General features: G+C 63.8%; 16 protein-coding genes. 7 read left to right on the top strand and 9 right to left on the bottom strand.

From position 1 onward, the window contains the following. Positions 1-280: 280 nt before the first annotated feature. The 5 genes from Q8R73_RS14950 to Q8R73_RS14930 all read left to right on the top strand — a co-directional run bounded on the left by Q8R73_RS14950 (position 281) and on the right by Q8R73_RS14930 (position 4,788). The gene (locus Q8R73_RS14950; protein WP_305720319.1) at positions 281-1,108 is read left to right on the top strand and encodes a universal stress protein; all 828 of its coding nucleotides are present in this window, start codon (positions 281-283) and stop codon (positions 1,106-1,108) included. Between the two features lie 222 nt (positions 1,109-1,330). Then, positions 1,331-1,744: a translational machinery protein gene (locus Q8R73_RS14945; protein WP_305720318.1), complete on the top strand. Its 414-nt coding sequence runs from the start codon at positions 1,331-1,333 to the stop codon at positions 1,742-1,744. Between the two features lie 31 nt (positions 1,745-1,775). After that, positions 1,776-2,858: an efflux RND transporter periplasmic adaptor subunit gene (locus Q8R73_RS14940; protein ID WP_305720317.1), complete on the top strand. Its 1,083-nt coding sequence runs from the start codon at positions 1,776-1,778 to the stop codon at positions 2,856-2,858. Further along, positions 2,855-4,090, top strand: coding sequence for an ABC transporter permease (locus tag Q8R73_RS14935; protein ID WP_305720316.1), 1,236 nt, complete (start codon positions 2,855-2,857; stop codon positions 4,088-4,090). Before Q8R73_RS14940 ends, Q8R73_RS14935 begins: the two co-directional genes overlap by 4 nt. Continuing rightward, positions 4,087-4,788: an ABC transporter ATP-binding protein gene (locus Q8R73_RS14930; RefSeq protein WP_305720315.1), complete on the top strand. Its 702-nt coding sequence runs from the start codon at positions 4,087-4,089 to the stop codon at positions 4,786-4,788. The genes Q8R73_RS14935 and Q8R73_RS14930 overlap by 4 nt, the downstream gene beginning before the upstream one ends. 21 nt (positions 4,789-4,809) lie before the next feature. Here Q8R73_RS14930 and Q8R73_RS14925 read toward each other — a convergent pair whose 3' ends face one another. From Q8R73_RS14925 to ftsH, 3 genes are read right to left on the bottom strand one after another with little or no spacing between them, the layout of a single operon-like run. Beyond that, on the bottom strand, positions 4,810-5,013 hold the full coding sequence (locus Q8R73_RS14925; RefSeq protein WP_305720314.1) for a hypothetical protein: 204 nt from the start codon (positions 5,011-5,013) through the stop codon (positions 4,810-4,812). A gap of 28 nt (positions 5,014-5,041) precedes the next feature. After that, complete coding sequence (locus Q8R73_RS14920; protein WP_305720313.1) at positions 5,042-5,506, bottom strand: host attachment family protein; 465 nt, start codon at positions 5,504-5,506, stop codon at positions 5,042-5,044. After that, positions 5,481-7,412: an ATP-dependent zinc metalloprotease FtsH gene (gene ftsH / locus Q8R73_RS14915; protein ID WP_305720312.1), complete on the bottom strand. Its 1,932-nt coding sequence runs from the start codon at positions 7,410-7,412 to the stop codon at positions 5,481-5,483. Before ftsH ends, Q8R73_RS14920 begins: the two co-directional genes overlap by 26 nt. Before the next feature lie 256 nt (positions 7,413-7,668). Between ftsH and Q8R73_RS14910 the strand changes: the two genes are divergently transcribed. Continuing rightward, entirely contained in the window at positions 7,669-8,355 is a 687-nt protein-coding gene (locus Q8R73_RS14910; RefSeq protein WP_305720311.1) for a CBS domain-containing protein, read from the top strand. A 5-nt stretch (positions 8,356-8,360) separates the two neighbouring features. On the opposite strand, the gene Q8R73_RS14905 is transcribed toward Q8R73_RS14910, so the two are convergent. From Q8R73_RS14905 to Q8R73_RS14880, 6 genes are all read right to left on the bottom strand, one after another. After that, positions 8,361-9,479: an alpha/beta fold hydrolase gene (locus tag Q8R73_RS14905; protein ID WP_305720310.1), complete on the bottom strand. Its 1,119-nt coding sequence runs from the start codon at positions 9,477-9,479 to the stop codon at positions 8,361-8,363. A gap of 217 nt (positions 9,480-9,696) precedes the next feature. Then, positions 9,697-10,668, bottom strand: a complete 972-nt coding sequence (locus Q8R73_RS14900; protein ID WP_305720309.1) for an oligopeptide/dipeptide ABC transporter ATP-binding protein — start codon at positions 10,666-10,668, stop codon at positions 9,697-9,699. Further along, positions 10,665-11,639, bottom strand: coding sequence for an ABC transporter ATP-binding protein (locus Q8R73_RS14895; RefSeq protein WP_305720308.1), 975 nt, complete (start codon positions 11,637-11,639; stop codon positions 10,665-10,667). The genes Q8R73_RS14900 and Q8R73_RS14895 overlap by 4 nt, the downstream gene beginning before the upstream one ends. Continuing rightward, positions 11,640-12,539, bottom strand: coding sequence for an ABC transporter permease (locus tag Q8R73_RS14890; protein WP_305720307.1), 900 nt, complete (start codon positions 12,537-12,539; stop codon positions 11,640-11,642). It abuts the gene before it with no gap. Beyond that, entirely contained in the window at positions 12,536-13,462 is a 927-nt protein-coding gene (locus tag Q8R73_RS14885; RefSeq protein ID WP_305720306.1) for an ABC transporter permease, read from the bottom strand. The genes Q8R73_RS14890 and Q8R73_RS14885 overlap by 4 nt, the downstream gene beginning before the upstream one ends. Positions 13,463-13,499: 37 nt before the next feature. Beyond that, positions 13,500-14,972, bottom strand: a complete 1,473-nt coding sequence (locus Q8R73_RS14880) for an ABC transporter substrate-binding protein (RefSeq protein WP_305720305.1) — start codon at positions 14,970-14,972, stop codon at positions 13,500-13,502. Between Q8R73_RS14880 and Q8R73_RS14875 the strand changes: the two genes are divergently transcribed. Further along, on the top strand, positions 14,965-15,231 hold the full coding sequence (locus Q8R73_RS14875; protein WP_305720304.1) for a hypothetical protein: 267 nt from the start codon (positions 14,965-14,967) through the stop codon (positions 15,229-15,231). The two genes, Q8R73_RS14880 and Q8R73_RS14875, sit on opposite strands and share 8 nt — an antisense overlap. The last annotated feature ends 23 nt before the right edge of the window (positions 15,232-15,254 follow it).

Raw genomic sequence — 15,254 nt, 5'->3', positions numbered from 1 at the left:
GGGGTCGTGGTTATGGCAGAGGCCGCGGCGTCATCATCGTGCCGGCGCCGATCGTGCGCCCCGGTTGCTACTATAGCCGCCGCTGGGGCCGCGTGGTCTGCCGGTACTGACAGCGGTTTGAACCGGCGTATCCGTTACGCCCGCAACGAGAGAGCAGGTGCGCCGGTCAGCCCGCGCACCTGCTTCTTTTTGAACGGATTGCGGAAGGCATGAGATAGATCAAGAACGCTTCGGTCGCAGACAGGCATGATTGGCTTCTGCAAACCGAGGGCGCTTCATCATGATGAACGATATCGCTGTCTTTCTCCCCGTCGATCGGCCTGCCGGCCCCCTGATCGATTGCGCCGCTGCGGTGGCGAGCCTGTTCGAATCTCACCTCGATGGCATCGCCTGCGCCTATCAGGCAGCCAATCCGATGATCGCATTCGAGGCCTCCGCCGTCGTCATGACCGCCCAATACGACGCCAGCCTGGAACAGGCCGCCGCCGTCCTCGACCAGTTCGAGATCACGACCAGGCGTTTGAACATTCCGCACGATGCGAGGAGCACGTTCAACGTTTCCTATGCGGCGATCCGCACCGCGACGGAACTGTCGCGGCTCTACGATCTGAACATCGTCGCCCAGCCGGACAGTTCCAACCCGAGCCAGACCGATTTCCTGGCCGAGGCAATCCTGTTCGGCTCCGGGCGGCCGATGCTGATGATCCCCTACATCAACCGCGGTACCTTCAGCCCGGATCGGGTGCTGATCGGCTGGGACGGCAAGGCGTCGGCGGCGCGGGCCGTCCACAACGCCGCGCCTTTCCTTCGGAAGGCCAAGGCCATCGACGTCGTGGCCATCAACGAGAACGAGGACGATGCCGGCGAAGCGTCGCTGTCGGCCCTGATCGCCCATCTCGCCCGGCGTGATCTGCCCGCGACCCCTCACCGGCTGACCGCCGATACCTCAAACATCCACAATGCCATCCTGTCGCTGGCTGCCGACAATAGCACCGATCTGATCGTGATGGGCGGCTACGGCCATTCCAGAGTTCGGGAATTCATCCTCGGCGGCGTCACGCGCGGCATGTTCGAGACGATCACTGTCCCTACATTGTACTCCCACTGAATTGGGACCCGGGAGCGCAGGTGCCAAACGCACCTGGCTCCGGGAAACGAACTGGCAAGCGACCTGGCAAACGACCCGCGGGTCTCGCTTCGGTTGACCTGAATCAATCGGCCAATACGCCGTTGCGGTAATCATTTTTCGGAGACGAGCCGCCCGCCTCCGCGGATCAAGCCACAACTTCAAACGACCGGCGAAGCGCTGCCGATCGATAAAGGATACGACATGCCTACCCACTTCCATGCGATCGTCTGGATCGATCATTCGCAAGCCAAGGTTTTCCACGTCGGACGATCGGGGGACGACGAGATCGTCCTGCACCCGCATTTGCCGATGCGACATCTGCATCACAAGGCCGGCTCGATCGGCAGCGGTCATGCCGCGCCCGACAAGGAGTTCATGGCCGGGGTGATGAACGCCGTGAGCGATGCCGGCGAGATCCTGATCATCGGCCCCGCCAGCGCCAAGACCGAGTTCGCCAAATATCTCCGCGAGCAACATTCGAAAATCGGCGATCGCATCGTCGCCGTCGAGGCCGCCGATCATCCCAGCGATCGGGAGATCGTCGCCTATGCCAAGCAATACTTCAAGATCGCTCCCACCCGGGTAGCCGCGGCCGGCGGGGCATCCCGGGGCTGAGGCCTCCCTGCTGCACCGGGCCTGATCGATCATGAATATGAGGGTAGCGCCAACCGAAGCGACGGAACCCGCAACCCGGCCGGCGGCGGGATATCGGCGCTCATACGCATGGAAACTGCTCGCGGCGGCGCTGGTGGCCGCCGCGCTGGCAGCAACGGCGTGGTGGCTATCGCGCGGACCGGCCATTACTGTCGCCCGGATCACGCGCGGCGCCGCCGCGGAAATCGTCTATGCAACCGGCTCGGTCGAACCCGAAACCTGGTCGCGTTCGACGCCGCTGGTACGCGGTCGCATCATCGAGCGCTGCCGGTGCGAGGGGAAGAGCGTCAGGAAGGGCGATGTGCTGGCGCGCCTCGATGACAAGGAGGCGCTGGCCACGCTGAACGATTTGCGGGCGCTGGAGGAGTTTCAGGGCCGGGAATTCGATCGTCAGTCGCAATTGCTGGCGCGCGGGGTCGCGACCTCGCAGGCCCATCAGCGCGCCGAGAGCGACCTTGCGCGGATCAAGGCGCAGATCGCCGCCCAGACCCAGCGGCTGGAATACTTCAAACTGGTTTCGCCCATGGACGGCATCGTTCTCAAGGAGGACGGCGAAGTCGGCGACATGGTCGAGCCCGGCACGATTCTCTACCGCATCGGCCTGGAAAAGCCGTTGTGGGTCGTCGCCGACGTCAACGAGGAGGATATCCCCCGCGTCCAGGTCGGCCAGAAGGCGCTGCTGCGCACCGACGCGTTCATCAACCGGGTGCTGCAGGGAGTGGTCAAGCAGATCACGCCGGCCGGAGATCCCGTCTCCAAGACCTTTCGCGTGCGGATCGGTTTGCCGGACGACACCCCTTTGCGGGTGGGAATGAGCGTCGAGGCCAATATCGTCAGCCGCGAGAAGCTGGACGTGCTTCTGGTCCCCGCCAACGCCGTGGTCAACAACAGCCTGCTGACCGTCGAAAACAATCGCGCCCGGCTGCGCAAGGTCGAGACCGGCATTCGCGGCACAGGCATGGTGGAGATCGTCGGCGGCGCCAGCGAGGGCGAACTGGTCGTCGCTCCCGCCACCACCAATATCAAGGGAGGATCGCGGGTGCGTCCGGTGCTCGCGGAGCCGGCCGTGCCGTGAACCTGATCCTGACCATAGCCTGGACCCATGTCCGCCACCGTGCCCGACAGACGCTGGTGGCGATCGCCGGCGTCATGACCGGTGTCGGATTCTCCATCATGATGGCGGCGATGATGGAGGGGTCACAGGAAGACTTCATCAGGACCCTGGTCGACGCGCTGCCGCACATCTCCATCACCGATGAACTGCGCGAGCCGACGCGGCAGCCGGCCGACATCGTCTATACCGCCGCCGAGTTCCATGGCCTGACGCCCGATATCCGGCGCCCCGGCATCAAGAATCCGATGGCCACCATCGCGTCGCTGCAAACCTGGGTGCCCGGAGCGCTGACTCCGTCGGTGCAGTCGAAGGCGGTGCTGCGGTTCGCCGGACGAAACCTGACCACCTCGATCATCGGTATCGATCCCCGCACCGAGGCCGAGGTCTCAAATCTCGCGACCCACATGAAGCAGGGAACACTGAACTCGCTGTATCGCGCCTCCAACGCCATCCTGCTCGGAGACCGGCTGGCGAACAAGATCGGCGCCCGGGTCAATTCCAATATCACGCTGGCCTCCGCCGAAGGCGCCAGCATGAACGCCACCGTCGTCGGGATCTTTCACACCGGCTTCCGCATGACCGACGAGACCACCGGCTATGTCCTGCTCAAGACCGCGCAGATCCTCGAAAGGCAGACCGGCATCGTCAACGAAATCCGCGTCCGCACCCGCGATCCGATGGCGGCGCGGCTGATCTCGGAGCGGATCGGCGAACAGACCGGTTACAAGTCGATCTCCTGGCAGGAGGCGCAGGAGGATCTGTTGTCCGCGATCACCCTGCGCAACGTGCTGATGTACACCATCGTCGGCGCCATCCTGCTGGTCGCGAGTTTCGGCACCTACAACATCATTTCCACCATCACCCACGAGAAAACCCGCGACATCGCAATACTGAAATCGCTGGGATTCCGGGACCACACCATCCGGGCAATCTTCATCGTCGAGGCACTGGCGGTCGGCCTGGCCGGCGCCGTGCTGGGCTGGATCTTCGGTTATCTCCTGACCCGGGGGCTGGCGTCGCTGGAATTCAAGACACCGTTCTCCGATTACAACCACCTCCCGGTGCTCTATTCGGTCAACCACTATCTGCTCGCTACCGGTGTCGCCCTGCTGTCGAGCATGGTGGCGGGCTACTTCCCGGCCCGTGCGGCGGCGCGGCTGCACCCTGTCGATATCATTCGGGGCGCGACATGAGTGAGGCCCTGATCGAGGCGCGCGCCGTCACCAAGGTTCTCGGCGGGATCGTGCCGGTTACGCTGGTGCAGGATATCGACCTCATCATCATGCCGCGTGAATTCATCGCCATCACCGGCCCTTCCGGCTCCGGCAAGTCCTCGTTGCTGTATCTGCTGGGCCTGCTCGATATTCCAACGTCGGGCGAAGTGCTGATCGACGGCATATCCACCAGCAGGATGACGGAGGACGCGCGCGCCGAGGTACGGCTCACCCGCCTCGGTTTCGTCTTCCAGTTCCATTTTCTGCTGCCGGAATTCTCGATCACCGAAAATGTCGCGCTGCCGATGCGGGCGCTCGGCAAGCTGCCGCCGCGCGCCATCATCGCGCGCGCCGAGGAGCTGCTGGAGTCGTTCGGGCTCGGCGATCATCGCCACAAGACCCCGGATCAATTGTCGGGCGGCCAGCGCCAGCGCGTGGCGGTGGCACGGGCGCTCGCCAACGATCCTCCCGTCATCCTCGCGGACGAACCGACCGGAAGCCTCGATTCCGTTTCCACCGCGCAGGTGTTCGGCATCCTGCGCGATCTGGTGGCGTTACGGGGCAAGACCGTGGTCGCGGTCACCCATGATCTCGATCTGGCAGCGCAGATGCATCGCCGAATTCACGTCGTCGACGGCCGGCTGGCGAACGACCATGCCGTCACCGCGCCGGCATGATCCGGCCGCCATGGCGTCCCTTCAGTTCTCGAACATTGGCGGGTCGGGCCGTTCGTGCGGCTTTGCGCCCTCGACCGGCTCGTTGTGATCCGTAGGGACCGCGCGCTCGACGTCGACCGACTCGTCTTCGATCAGGCGCCGCGCCTCGTCGACCTGTTCCGATGGCGTCGTTTTTCGCGGGGGCGATACCGCCCCGGACTGCTTGTTTCCATTCAAGTCTCGCATATTTCCCTCCGCCTGGCCGGCACAGGACTCAGGACGAATTGGCATCGCCGGTCAGATGCTTCTCGATTTCCCAGATCGGATGTTTGGTCAGGTCCTTGTTGATCTCGGCAATGATGCAGGCCTTCACATCGGAATGAAAGGCTTTGCGCAGATCGGCGAGCGTCCTCGGCGGAGCGACCACGACCATGGCCTGCACCTTCCGCGCGCGGATCACCTGTTCCAGCGCGGCGGCGACCTTCCGGGCAAATTGATGTTCCTCGATGTCGTGCCAGTCGGTCGGCTCGACCGCGCTTCGTTGACCGGTTTGCGATCCATTGCTGACACGGCCCGGCCGCTCGGTGCCTTGTTCGTGGCTGGATGGATTTTCCTCCTCAAAGACCTGCTCGGTCTTGAGATTCGGAAATTTCTCGTCGCCGTCATTACGCAGGAACAGGGCTTTGCGGCCATCGCCGACGAACACGAAAGCATTATGCGGAATCTTGAGCTTGTTCATGGTAGTTCTCCTGAAGACCTTTGTTCCCGGTGGATTCGCCCATCGATGGGGGTGGGCCTGGAATGGTTCGTCGCTCTGCCGTTTCCCGCACGACAACCGGACGCAGCGGCGCAAACTCCTCCGCGGTCAGCGTCTCCCTGGCGATCAGGAGGTCAACGCCGGCGTCGAGATCGCCGCGGCGCCTTTCGAGAATGGCCTGCGCGCTGGCGGCGCCGGCCTCGATCAGATCGCGCACCGCCAGATCGATCTCGCGCCCGGTCGCCTCCGCGGCACTGACGACCGTATCCTGCATGGATGGCAGGAAGGTCTGGGGCCGCGCCGCGTAGGTTCGTTGCCCCACTTTTGCGTCCATGCCGTATTTCGTGACCATCTCCACGGCAATTTCGGTCGCCCGCTGCAAGTCATCGGCCGCGCCCGTCGAGACGTCGCCGTCGAAAACCAGCCGCTCGGAAGCGCGGCCTCCCATCAACACGGCAATCCGATTCCTGAGCTCGCTCGCCGATAGAAGAAACCGGTCTTCGGTGGGCCGCTGCATGGTGTAGCCAAGCGCGCCGACTCCGCGCGGAATGATCGAGACCTTCTGCACGGGATCGACACCGGGCAGACTGGCCGCGACCAGGGCATGGCCCATCTCGTGGTAAGCGACCCTGCGGCGCTCCTGCTTGCCGAGCACCCGGCTTTTCTTCTCGATCCCGGCAACGATCCGCTCGATCGCAAGCGTGAAATCGCCGAACGAAACCCCATCGGCATTGCGTCTGGTAGCGGCGATCGCCGCCTCGTTGATCAGGTTGGCCAGATCGGCACCGGTGAAGCCGGTGGTGAGGGCTGCGATCTGATCCAGGTCGACATCGCCGCCGACGCGGATCTTTCGGATGTGCACCTTCAGGATGGCGACACGACCGCTCTTGTCGGGACGGTCCACCAGCACCTGCCGGTCGAACCGCCCTGCCCGCAGCAGCGCCGGATCGAGGATTTCGGGCCGGTTGGTGGCGGCCAGAAGGATAACTCCGGCACTGGGATCGAAGCCATCCAGTTCGGCGAGCAACTGGTTCAGGGTTTGCTCCTTTTCATCGTAGCCGCCGAAAGCGCCGGGCGAGCGGCTGCGGCCAAGCGCATCGAGCTCATCGATGAAGATGATGCAGGGCGCGGCCTTGCGCGCCTGTTCGAACAGATCGCGGACCCGGGCGGCGCCGACGCCGACGAACATCTCCACGAATTCAGAGCCGGAAATGGAAAAGAACGCGACCCCGGCTTCGCCGGCCACGGCGCGGGCCAGCAGGGTCTTGCCGGTGCCAGGCGGCCCTACCAGCAGGATTCCCTTGGGCACATGGGCGCCGAGCCGACCGTAACTCGTGGGATCCTGGAGGAAGGATACGACCTCCTGCAGTTCGAATTTTGCCTCATCGACGCCGGCAACGTCGGCAAAGGTCACCCTGGTGTCTTTTTCGACGTAGACCTTGGCCCGCGACTTCCCGATCGACATCAGGCCGCCGAAGCCCTGGCGATCGGCGAGCCTGCGCCCGAGGAAGACCCAGATCAAGTAGAACATCAGCCCGGGCACGACCCATGACAGCAGGGTCTGGAACAGCCCGCCCGACGGAACGCCAGTCACGACGACGCCGTTCGCCGCCAGCTTCTCGGCCAGCGCCGGATCGACCCGCGCCGTGATAAAGGCCGACTTGCCGCTCGGCAGCTTGATCTTCAGCTTGCCCTGGATGGTATCCTGGCCCACGGCGACCTCGTTGACATGCCCCTGGGCGACGAGCTGTTCGAATTCGCTATAGGGAATGGTGTCGACCGCATTATGGGTCGCCAGCACCCATTGCAGCAGCAGCATGCCGATGCTGGCGGCGAAGATATAGCCGATGGCAACGGTCTGCTTTCGTGACGACGGATCCGATTCCATTCTTTTCTCCGGTCCGCAGTTCGGAACGACGCAATGGCCGGACGAACGCCCGCATTCCAGTTAATCTAGCAAGCGCCGGGCACCGCCGATTGCTCTGGATCAATTGCGCGGGAGCCACGCGGAAGTTGGGCCGTTTCTCCCCCGGCCATCAAAACGCGGAGGGGGCCGAACGCGCCAGCATCCGCGGCTTGACCTGAATCAACGACAAGATGCGGGCTGCGGTCTTAGCTGAAATTCCAACGAGGAGAGATTTGCCATGCAAGCCCGCAATGTCATGGTTACGCCGGTCGTCACCGTCAAACCCTCCGCTACCGTTCAGGAAGTAGCGGCCCAGTTTCTCGAAAGAAACATCAGCGCCGCCCCGGTCGTTGACGACAACGGCAAGCTTGTCGGCATTGTCAGCGAAGGCGACCTGCTGCACCGCGTTGAGGCGGGTACCGAGCGACGACGCTCCTGGTGGCTGCGCGCCTTTGCCGATGCCGACACGCTCGCCGCCGAATATGTCAAGTCGCACAGCCGCAAGGTGGCGGATATCATGACCCGAACTGTCATCACGGCCGCTCCCGAGACCCCGCTGCACGAGATTGCCACCGTGCTGGAGAAAAATGCGATCAAGCGGTTGCCGATCCTGGAGAACGGTCAGATCGTCGGCATCGTCAGCCGCGCCAATCTCCTTCAGGCGGTTGCCAGCGCGCGCCAGGTGCTCGAAGCGACGCCATCCGACGAGGCCATTCGCGACCATATCCTCTCCAGCCTGCGGGCGGAGCCGTGGGCCCACACGGCGCTGTTGAACGTCACCGTATCCGACGGCGTGGTCGATCTCTGGGGACTTGCGGAATCCAAAGCCGAGCGGAAAGCCATCAAGGTCGCGGCGGAAACCGCGCCCGGCGTTCGCACCGTCAATGACAATCTGGCGACCTTCTCGGGCGGCGGGTGGGCCTGAGCTGCTCACATCACCGACGGCTGAGGCAGCGGCTCGTTCAGCCAGGCCGCGATCCTCGGCCAATATTCCTCAAGCGTCCGTTTGCCCATGAACAGGCCGAGATGATCCGAGGGGGCAACTTCCTCGCGAACGAATTCCGGCTGCGTTGACACCAACCCTGCCACTGCGAACAGTTGTTCCGCCGTGACCACTTCGTCGGCGTTTCCGGCGAGAAGGTAAATCGGCAGCCGCAGACGCGACAGTTCAATCCTTTGTCCGAGCGCGACGAATTCGCCGGCGGCAAGCTCGTTGCGCTTGTAGAACTTCTCGATGACTTCAAGGTAGTATGTCCCGGGCATGTCGATCGTCCAGGCATTCCAGCGCCGGAAGATGGCTTCGAGCCGCGCAAATTCCGGCGAACCGGCCGGCTGCGGCGTCTGCAGCGACTTCCTGATTTCGTCGGATTCAATGACGCCGCGTCGCCAGACCCTCGCAAGATTGCGGCCGATGACGCGGCCATCGCCGAGATTCACGAGGTTCTTGAAGACCGCCAGAGGAGTCGCCTCCGCCATCGCCGACAGTTTCGATTGCCGCGCCGCGACATCAACCGGCGTGCCGACCATCACCAGCTTGCGTACCTTGGTCGGGAACCGGGCCGCATAGATCAGCGACAACCAGCCGCCCTGGCAAAGCCCGATCAGGTCCACCGTCCCCCCGAGATGATCGACGAGGACGTTGAGCGCGGCAAGGTAATCGTCAATTCCGAGAAACCGCATGTCAGGGGTGGCCGACCGCCAGTCGGCCATGAACAGCCGTTCGATTCCGGCACCGCGGAGGGCGGCAACGAGGCTGTGTTCGGCGGCAAGGTCGGCAATGACGGCGCCATGCAACGCATACGGTGAACACAGAAGGGTAGGAACGCCGCATTCGACCAGGGAAAAGTCCCGGAGCCGGACGGCCTGCAGGTCGAGCACAAGCTCGCTTGCCGTCACCCCCTCCGGAGGCTGCGGCGCGCGACCGCCGTCGCCCAACATTTCCACAAACTGCGCCGACATCAACGACGCGGTCTCGCTGGCCGAGGCCGCGACAAGCGCCGGCCAGAAAAATGCCGCGTAGGGGAACTGGTCTCCGGAATCGCGCCCCATTTGCCTCTCCCCATCGTGATCGACAACGCCGTCGCATCGGGCAAGGTTCCCGTAACGGCTCGGACTGCGGAACGGGCATCGATCCCAGCACGCCTTCTATTTCAAATAAACCCAGAACGCCTCCCGCCTCCGTTGATCTATCTCACGCTGCCGTGCGCAAAAATCTCAATCTCCTCGTCTAACCGCCGAAGCGTGCGACCTTCTGACCCAGCAGGCCTCAGGCAGCCAGCTGCGTGCCACCATTGTGCAGATGGCATGCGACGAGCCCCTGCCCGTCACGGACCGGACGCGGCGGCTCGATCCGGCAGCGCGGACCCGCATCCGGACAGCGCGGATGGAAGACGCAACCCGGCGGCGGCGCCAGCGGATCGGGAAAACTGAGGCCCAACCCAACATCGGGAACGCCGAGACCAGGCTCCGGCGTAAGCACCGAAGCGAGCAGCGCGCGCGTGTAAGGGTGGCGCGGAGCATGGAACAGGTCTTCACGGCGGGCAGTCTCGACAATGCGCCCGAGATACATCACGGCGACACTGGTCGCGACATGCTCGATCACCCCGAGGTTATGACTGATGAAGATGTAGGTCAGGCCGAAATCGCGGCGCAGGTCGAGCAGGAGATTGAGGATCTGAGACTGCACCGAAACATCGAGCGCCGAGGTCGGCTCGTCGAGCAGCACGATTTCTGGTTCGACCACCAGCGCACGGGCAATCGCGACGCGCTGGCGCTGCCCGCCGGAAAGTTCATTCGGATAGACATCGGCGTGGCGCGCCGCAAGGCCGACGCGATCCAGCATCGCGATGGACCGCATCCGGCGTTCACGCGCCGTGCCGATACCCTGCACCGCGAGCGGCAGTCCGACGATCGACGCGACCGTGCGGCGCGGATTGAGCGACGAATAGGGGTCCTGGAACACCGGCTGAATACGCCGGGCGAGCGCACGGCGTCCGATCGAGGCCACGTCAGCGCCGCCGAACCGGATCAAGCCCGCACTGGGCTTGAGGATTCCAAGCAGCATTTTCGCCAGCGTGGACTTGCCGGAGCCGGACTCGCCCACGAGCCCGAGTACTTCGCCCTTTCCGACCGCAAGATTGACATCGACGACGGCGCGCAGGGTCTGGCTGGCGGCGAACAGCCCGCGCCCGACCGAAAAATTTCGCGACACACCGGAGGCTTCAAGCAACACGCTCATGCGGCCACCGCCTCGCCGAGGATACAGCGCCACTCATGCCCGCCATCGGAGCGCACCGGAACGGTCCGGGCGCATTCCGGCTGAGCGAAGTCGCAGCGGTCGCGAAACGCACAGCCTTGCACCTCTCCGATCAGGGACGGTACGATGCCTCTGATGACGCCGAGCCGGTCGCCCGGCCTGGTTGCGCCGGGCACCGGAATCGAAGCCATCAACCCGCTTGTATAGGGATGACGCGGCGCCGCGAACAGATCGGCGGCGTCAGCTGCCTCGACGATCTCCCCCGCATACATCACGGCAACCCGATGCGCGACCCGCGCGACGACGCCGAGATCGTGTGTGATCAGCACGATGGCGATGCCGAGATCCTGCTGCAGTTCGACCAGCAGCCGCAGGATCTGCGCCTGGATGGTAACGTCGAGCGCGGTGGTCGGCTCGTCGGCAATCAGCAGCGACGGTCCGCACATCAGCGCCATGGCAATCATGATGCGCTGGCGCAGGCCGCCGGAAAGCTGGTGCGGATATTGTCCCAGCCGCGCTGCGGCGTTGGTGATACCGACCATTTCGAGCAGCGCGACCGCGCGCTCACGAGCAACCGCCATCGTCGAACCCTTGTGGCGGCGATGCACTTCGGTGAGCTGATCGCCGATCGTGTAGGCCGGGTTCAGCGCCGTCATCGGCTCCTGGAACACCATGGCCATGCGCGCACCGCGCAACTCGGCGAGCCGGCCTTCCGGAAGTGCCACGAGGTCGTTGCCCTCGAACAGCATGCGGCGTGCCGTTCGTTTTGCCGCGCGCGGCAGCAGGCCCATCAAGGCGAGCGCCGTCATCGATTTGCCGCAACCGGATTCGCCGACCAGGCACAGCGTTTCGCCGCTGTGCAGCGAAAACGACACATCGCGCACCGCATGCAGCGTTCCGCGCGCAGTCGCAATATCGACCGTCAGGCCTTCGACCTCGAGCAGTGCCGCCACCTAACCTCTCCCCGCTGGCGCCGAGACGTCGCGAATGCCGTCGCCGACCATGTTCACGGCAAAGACCAGCACCGCAAGCGCGGTGCCAGGAATGGCGATCAGCCAGAACGAGAAGAACATGTAGGTCTTGGCCTCGGCGATCATCAGCCCCCAGGACGGCAGCGGCGGCTGTACGCCGAGCCCGAGGAAGGAGAGCGCGGCCTCGAGCAGGATCGCGCTGGCGGCTTCGACGGTCGCCACGACGACAAGCTGCGGCAGCACATTCGGCAGCACTTCGCCAACAATGACGCGCAGGGTCGACGCGCCGGCGGCCTCTGCCGCCGCCACATAGTCGAGCACCCGCACCTGCTGCGTCGCGGCCCGCATCACCACGGCGAAGCGGTCCCATTTGAGCAGGCCAAGCACGAGGATGACGACCCAGAGCGAGCCGCCGACCGTGGCAACGACGGCGAGCGCCACCAGAATGAGCGGAAGCGCCAGCCGCACCGTGATGAAGAAGGTCACCACCATGTCGACGCGTCCGCCGAAGAACCCTGCGGCAAGACCGAGCGCGGTGCCGATCAGGCCTGAGATCACCATCACGGCCGCGCCGATCAGGAGCGATATCTGCGCGCCATAGAGCACGCGCGAGAGGTAGTCGCGGCCGAGATTGTCGGTGCCGAACGGATGGACCCAATTGCCCTTTTCGTACCAGATCGGCGGAATCATGCGGCGGGACAGGTCCTGCGCGTAGGGATCATGCGGCGCGATCAGCGGGGCGAGCAGCGCCACCAGCACGATGAACGCCAGCAGACCGGTGCCTATCAGCAGGCCGCGATGCGCCATGATCCGGCGCCGCAACAATTTGCCCGACGACGCCGTCGTCAGGTCCAGAACGGGAATCGCGGCGACGTCGGTCATGACCCGCCCCCGACGCGGATGCGCGGATCCAGCCAGGCATTGGCAAGATCGGCGGCAAGTGTCAGACCCACATAGATCAGGGAGAGCAGCGTCACGATGGCCTGCGTGACGGGAAGATCCTTGTGGGTGATCGACTGAAAGGCGAGATAGCCGAGGCCATCGAGGGCGAACACGGTTTCGATCACGACCGAGCCGCCGAGCAGGAAACCGAGCTGCACCGCCGATAGCGCCACCACGGGAACGAGGGCATTGCGCAGCGCGTGCTTGAGCACCACGGATCTCGACGACAGCCCCTTGGCGCGTGCGGTGCGGACATAATCCGAGGCCAGCACCTCGATCATGCCGGCACGCACCAGCCGCATGATGGCGGGCGCGATATAATAGCCGAGCACGACGGTCGGCAGCACGAAGTGGGCCCAGCTGTCGCTGCCCGATACCGGAAGCCACCGGAGCATCACGGCAAACACGATCATCAGGATCAGGGCAAAAAAGAAACTCGGCAGCGCCTGCCCGATCACCGCCAGCGCAAGACAGAGGCGGTCGATCCAGCTGTTCGGATAAAGCGCCGCCAGGATGCCGAGCGGCAGCGACACGGCGAGCGCGAAGATCAGCGAGAACAACGCCAGCAGAGCCGTGGTCGGCATTTTATCGAGCACGAGCGCATGGACGTCGGTCTTGAAGAACAGCGAAGTGCCGAAATCGCCGCGTATCATTTTCGCGGCCCAGTCGAGATACTGCACGACGAGCGGACGATCGAGCCCGTAAATGCGCCTGATGTTGTCGATGTCCTCGCTGCGCGCGCCTTCCCCGGCGAGCGCGATCGCGACGTCGCCGGACGCACGTAGCAGCAGGAAGGCGAGCGCGGAGACGACCACCGCGACCAGAACGGCAAGTCCAAGACGCTTCAGGGCGTAGATCAGCATCCAATGGCCGGGTGCGCGAGGTGGCGGACGCTGCCTCTCACTTGTACGACATCTCCCAGAAGCGCGGGATCTCGTCCGGATAGGCGATGAAGACGAGATCCTTGTTGGCAACGTAGTAGGTCGTCAGCGAATAGAGCGGCAGCGAATAAGCCCGTTCCGCGATCAGGGCGAGCGCCTTGCGGTAGGCCTCCCTGCGCACCGCCGGATCGACCTGGGAGTCCCCGCGCTGCAGGAAATCGCGCACTTCCGGATCGCGCGAGACATCGTCCGGGCCGAATTTGTAGTAGACCGGCGTCGACGCCGACACGTCGTTGACCGAGAACGAACCCCAAGTCTGGTGCAGCATCGCCGCCTTGCCGGCGCGATTTGCCTCGCGCATCGCTGCATACTGCATGAAGCGCAGGTTCGCCCTGATGCCGACGGCGCGCAGATAACCGATCATCGCCTCGGTCTGGTTGCGCTCCCGGTAGGCGTAGAGATCGATGTCGAATCCATCCTTGAAGCCGGCCTCGGCGAGCAACTGCTTGGCCTTCGCCGGATCGTAGGAATAGCGGGGTGCCCCCTCGTCGCTGCACCCGAACTGCGGCGGGAAACAAAGTGTGTGCAGGACGCGCGCACCCTGGCCGACGATCTGCTTGACCATGCTTTCGCGATCGATCGCATGCATGATGGCCTGGCGCACCTTGATATCGCGCAGTTGCGGAGCGGTGCTCGTTTCCCGGGTGTCGAGGTGCAGGAATGCAATCCGCATCGTCTCGCCGGAAACGACTTGAAGGGTCGGAACGGCCTTCATCTGCGTCGCCTGATCGAGCGCGACATTCATGATCATGTCGGCGCCGCCGGCCATCATTTCGGCGACCTGGGTCTGCCGGTCGGGGATGAAGCGGATTTCGACCTTGTCGATCTTCGGCTGCGGCTTTGGCGACTCCTTGAAGTAGTCCGGGTTGCGCTCCATTCGCACGAATTTGCCGACCGAATGCTCGGTAATGCGGTACGGACCGGAACCAACCGGCTTCTCATTCATCCCCTGCGGGCCGACCTTGGCGTAATATTCATGCGGATGGATCACGACAGGTCCGGCAAGATATTCGATCGCCGCCGGAAACGGCTCCTTGCAGATGATGCGTACCTTGTAGGCGTCGATCTTCTCGGCGCGGTCGATCCAGGCCACGTTCTGGCGGGTGACGACCTTGCTGTCCGGACTCACCACGAAATTCAGCGTGTAGACCACATCATCGGCGGTGAATTCGGCGCCGTTGTGGAATTTGACGCCTTTGCGCAGGTCCAGTTCGAGAGTCTTGTCGTCGATCCACTTCCATGCGGTCGCGAGTTGCCCCTTGTATTCGGACGTCTTCGGGTCGCGATAGATCAACGTGTCCCACACCTGTTGGCCGATGATGACCCCGATGCGGACGTTGTTCATGAACGGATCGACGTTTTCCACCACCTGATCGTAGGCAAAGCGGATCGAGTTCGTTTTCTTGTCCGCCAGCGCGGGCGCTATGGCCATCGTTGCGGCAACCAACGCCGCCAATACTCCGGTCGAAAACCTGCTCATCGTCATTCCCCTCGATCAAGTCACTGCGGCGCCGTCCGACGTCAAGTGGAAAGCTGGCATGCCCGCAAGTCAAGGCTTTAAGGTTTGCAGGCATATCCGGTTTTTTGGGCAGGCCGAGGCCAACGACCCGGCCTCAGCCGTGATACCCAGGCCTTATGCCGCGCGGCCGGAACATCGCCGGCAGGCCTCGCTCAGGCCATTTTGCCAATGATCTAATATCTTTAAAGGTTTAGC

Origin of the sequence: Bradyrhizobium sp. (assembly GCF_030697065.1) — a bacterium.
In the GTDB taxonomy this organism is placed as follows: Bacteria; Pseudomonadota; Alphaproteobacteria; order Rhizobiales; family Xanthobacteraceae; genus Bradyrhizobium.
Note: the sequence above shows the minus strand (reverse complement) of the source record. Positions and strands in the feature narration are given on the sequence as shown.

Coding starts and splice junctions, on each gene's coding strand:
- Q8R73_RS14885 (WP_305720306.1), bottom strand. CDS start 13,462: ATGCTGATCTACGCCCTGAAGCGTCTTGGACTTGCCGTTCTGGTCGCG.
- Q8R73_RS14905 (WP_305720310.1), bottom strand. CDS start 9,479: ATGGGGCGCGATTCCGGAGACCAGTTCCCCTACGCGGCATTTTTCTGG.
- Q8R73_RS14920 (WP_305720313.1), bottom strand. CDS start 5,506: ATGAACAAGCTCAAGATTCCGCATAATGCTTTCGTGTTCGTCGGCGAT.
- Q8R73_RS14940 (WP_305720317.1), top strand. CDS start 1,776: ATGAATATGAGGGTAGCGCCAACCGAAGCGACGGAACCCGCAACCCGG.
- Q8R73_RS14900 (WP_305720309.1), bottom strand. CDS start 10,668: ATGAGCGTGTTGCTTGAAGCCTCCGGTGTGTCGCGAAATTTTTCGGTC.
- Q8R73_RS14945 (WP_305720318.1), top strand. CDS start 1,331: ATGCCTACCCACTTCCATGCGATCGTCTGGATCGATCATTCGCAAGCC.
- Q8R73_RS14890 (WP_305720307.1), bottom strand. CDS start 12,539: ATGACCGACGTCGCCGCGATTCCCGTTCTGGACCTGACGACGGCGTCG.
- ftsH (WP_305720312.1), bottom strand. CDS start 7,412: ATGGAATCGGATCCGTCGTCACGAAAGCAGACCGTTGCCATCGGCTAT.
- Q8R73_RS14880 (WP_305720305.1), bottom strand. CDS start 14,972: ATGGCCATAGCGCCCGCGCTGGCGGACAAGAAAACGAACTCGATCCGC.
- Q8R73_RS14875 (WP_305720304.1), top strand. CDS start 14,965: ATGGCCATCGTTGCGGCAACCAACGCCGCCAATACTCCGGTCGAAAAC.
- Q8R73_RS14930 (WP_305720315.1), top strand. CDS start 4,087: ATGAGTGAGGCCCTGATCGAGGCGCGCGCCGTCACCAAGGTTCTCGGC.
- Q8R73_RS14925 (WP_305720314.1), bottom strand. CDS start 5,013: ATGCGAGACTTGAATGGAAACAAGCAGTCCGGGGCGGTATCGCCCCCG.
- Q8R73_RS14950 (WP_305720319.1), top strand. CDS start 281: ATGATGAACGATATCGCTGTCTTTCTCCCCGTCGATCGGCCTGCCGGC.
- Q8R73_RS14910 (WP_305720311.1), top strand. CDS start 7,669: ATGCAAGCCCGCAATGTCATGGTTACGCCGGTCGTCACCGTCAAACCC.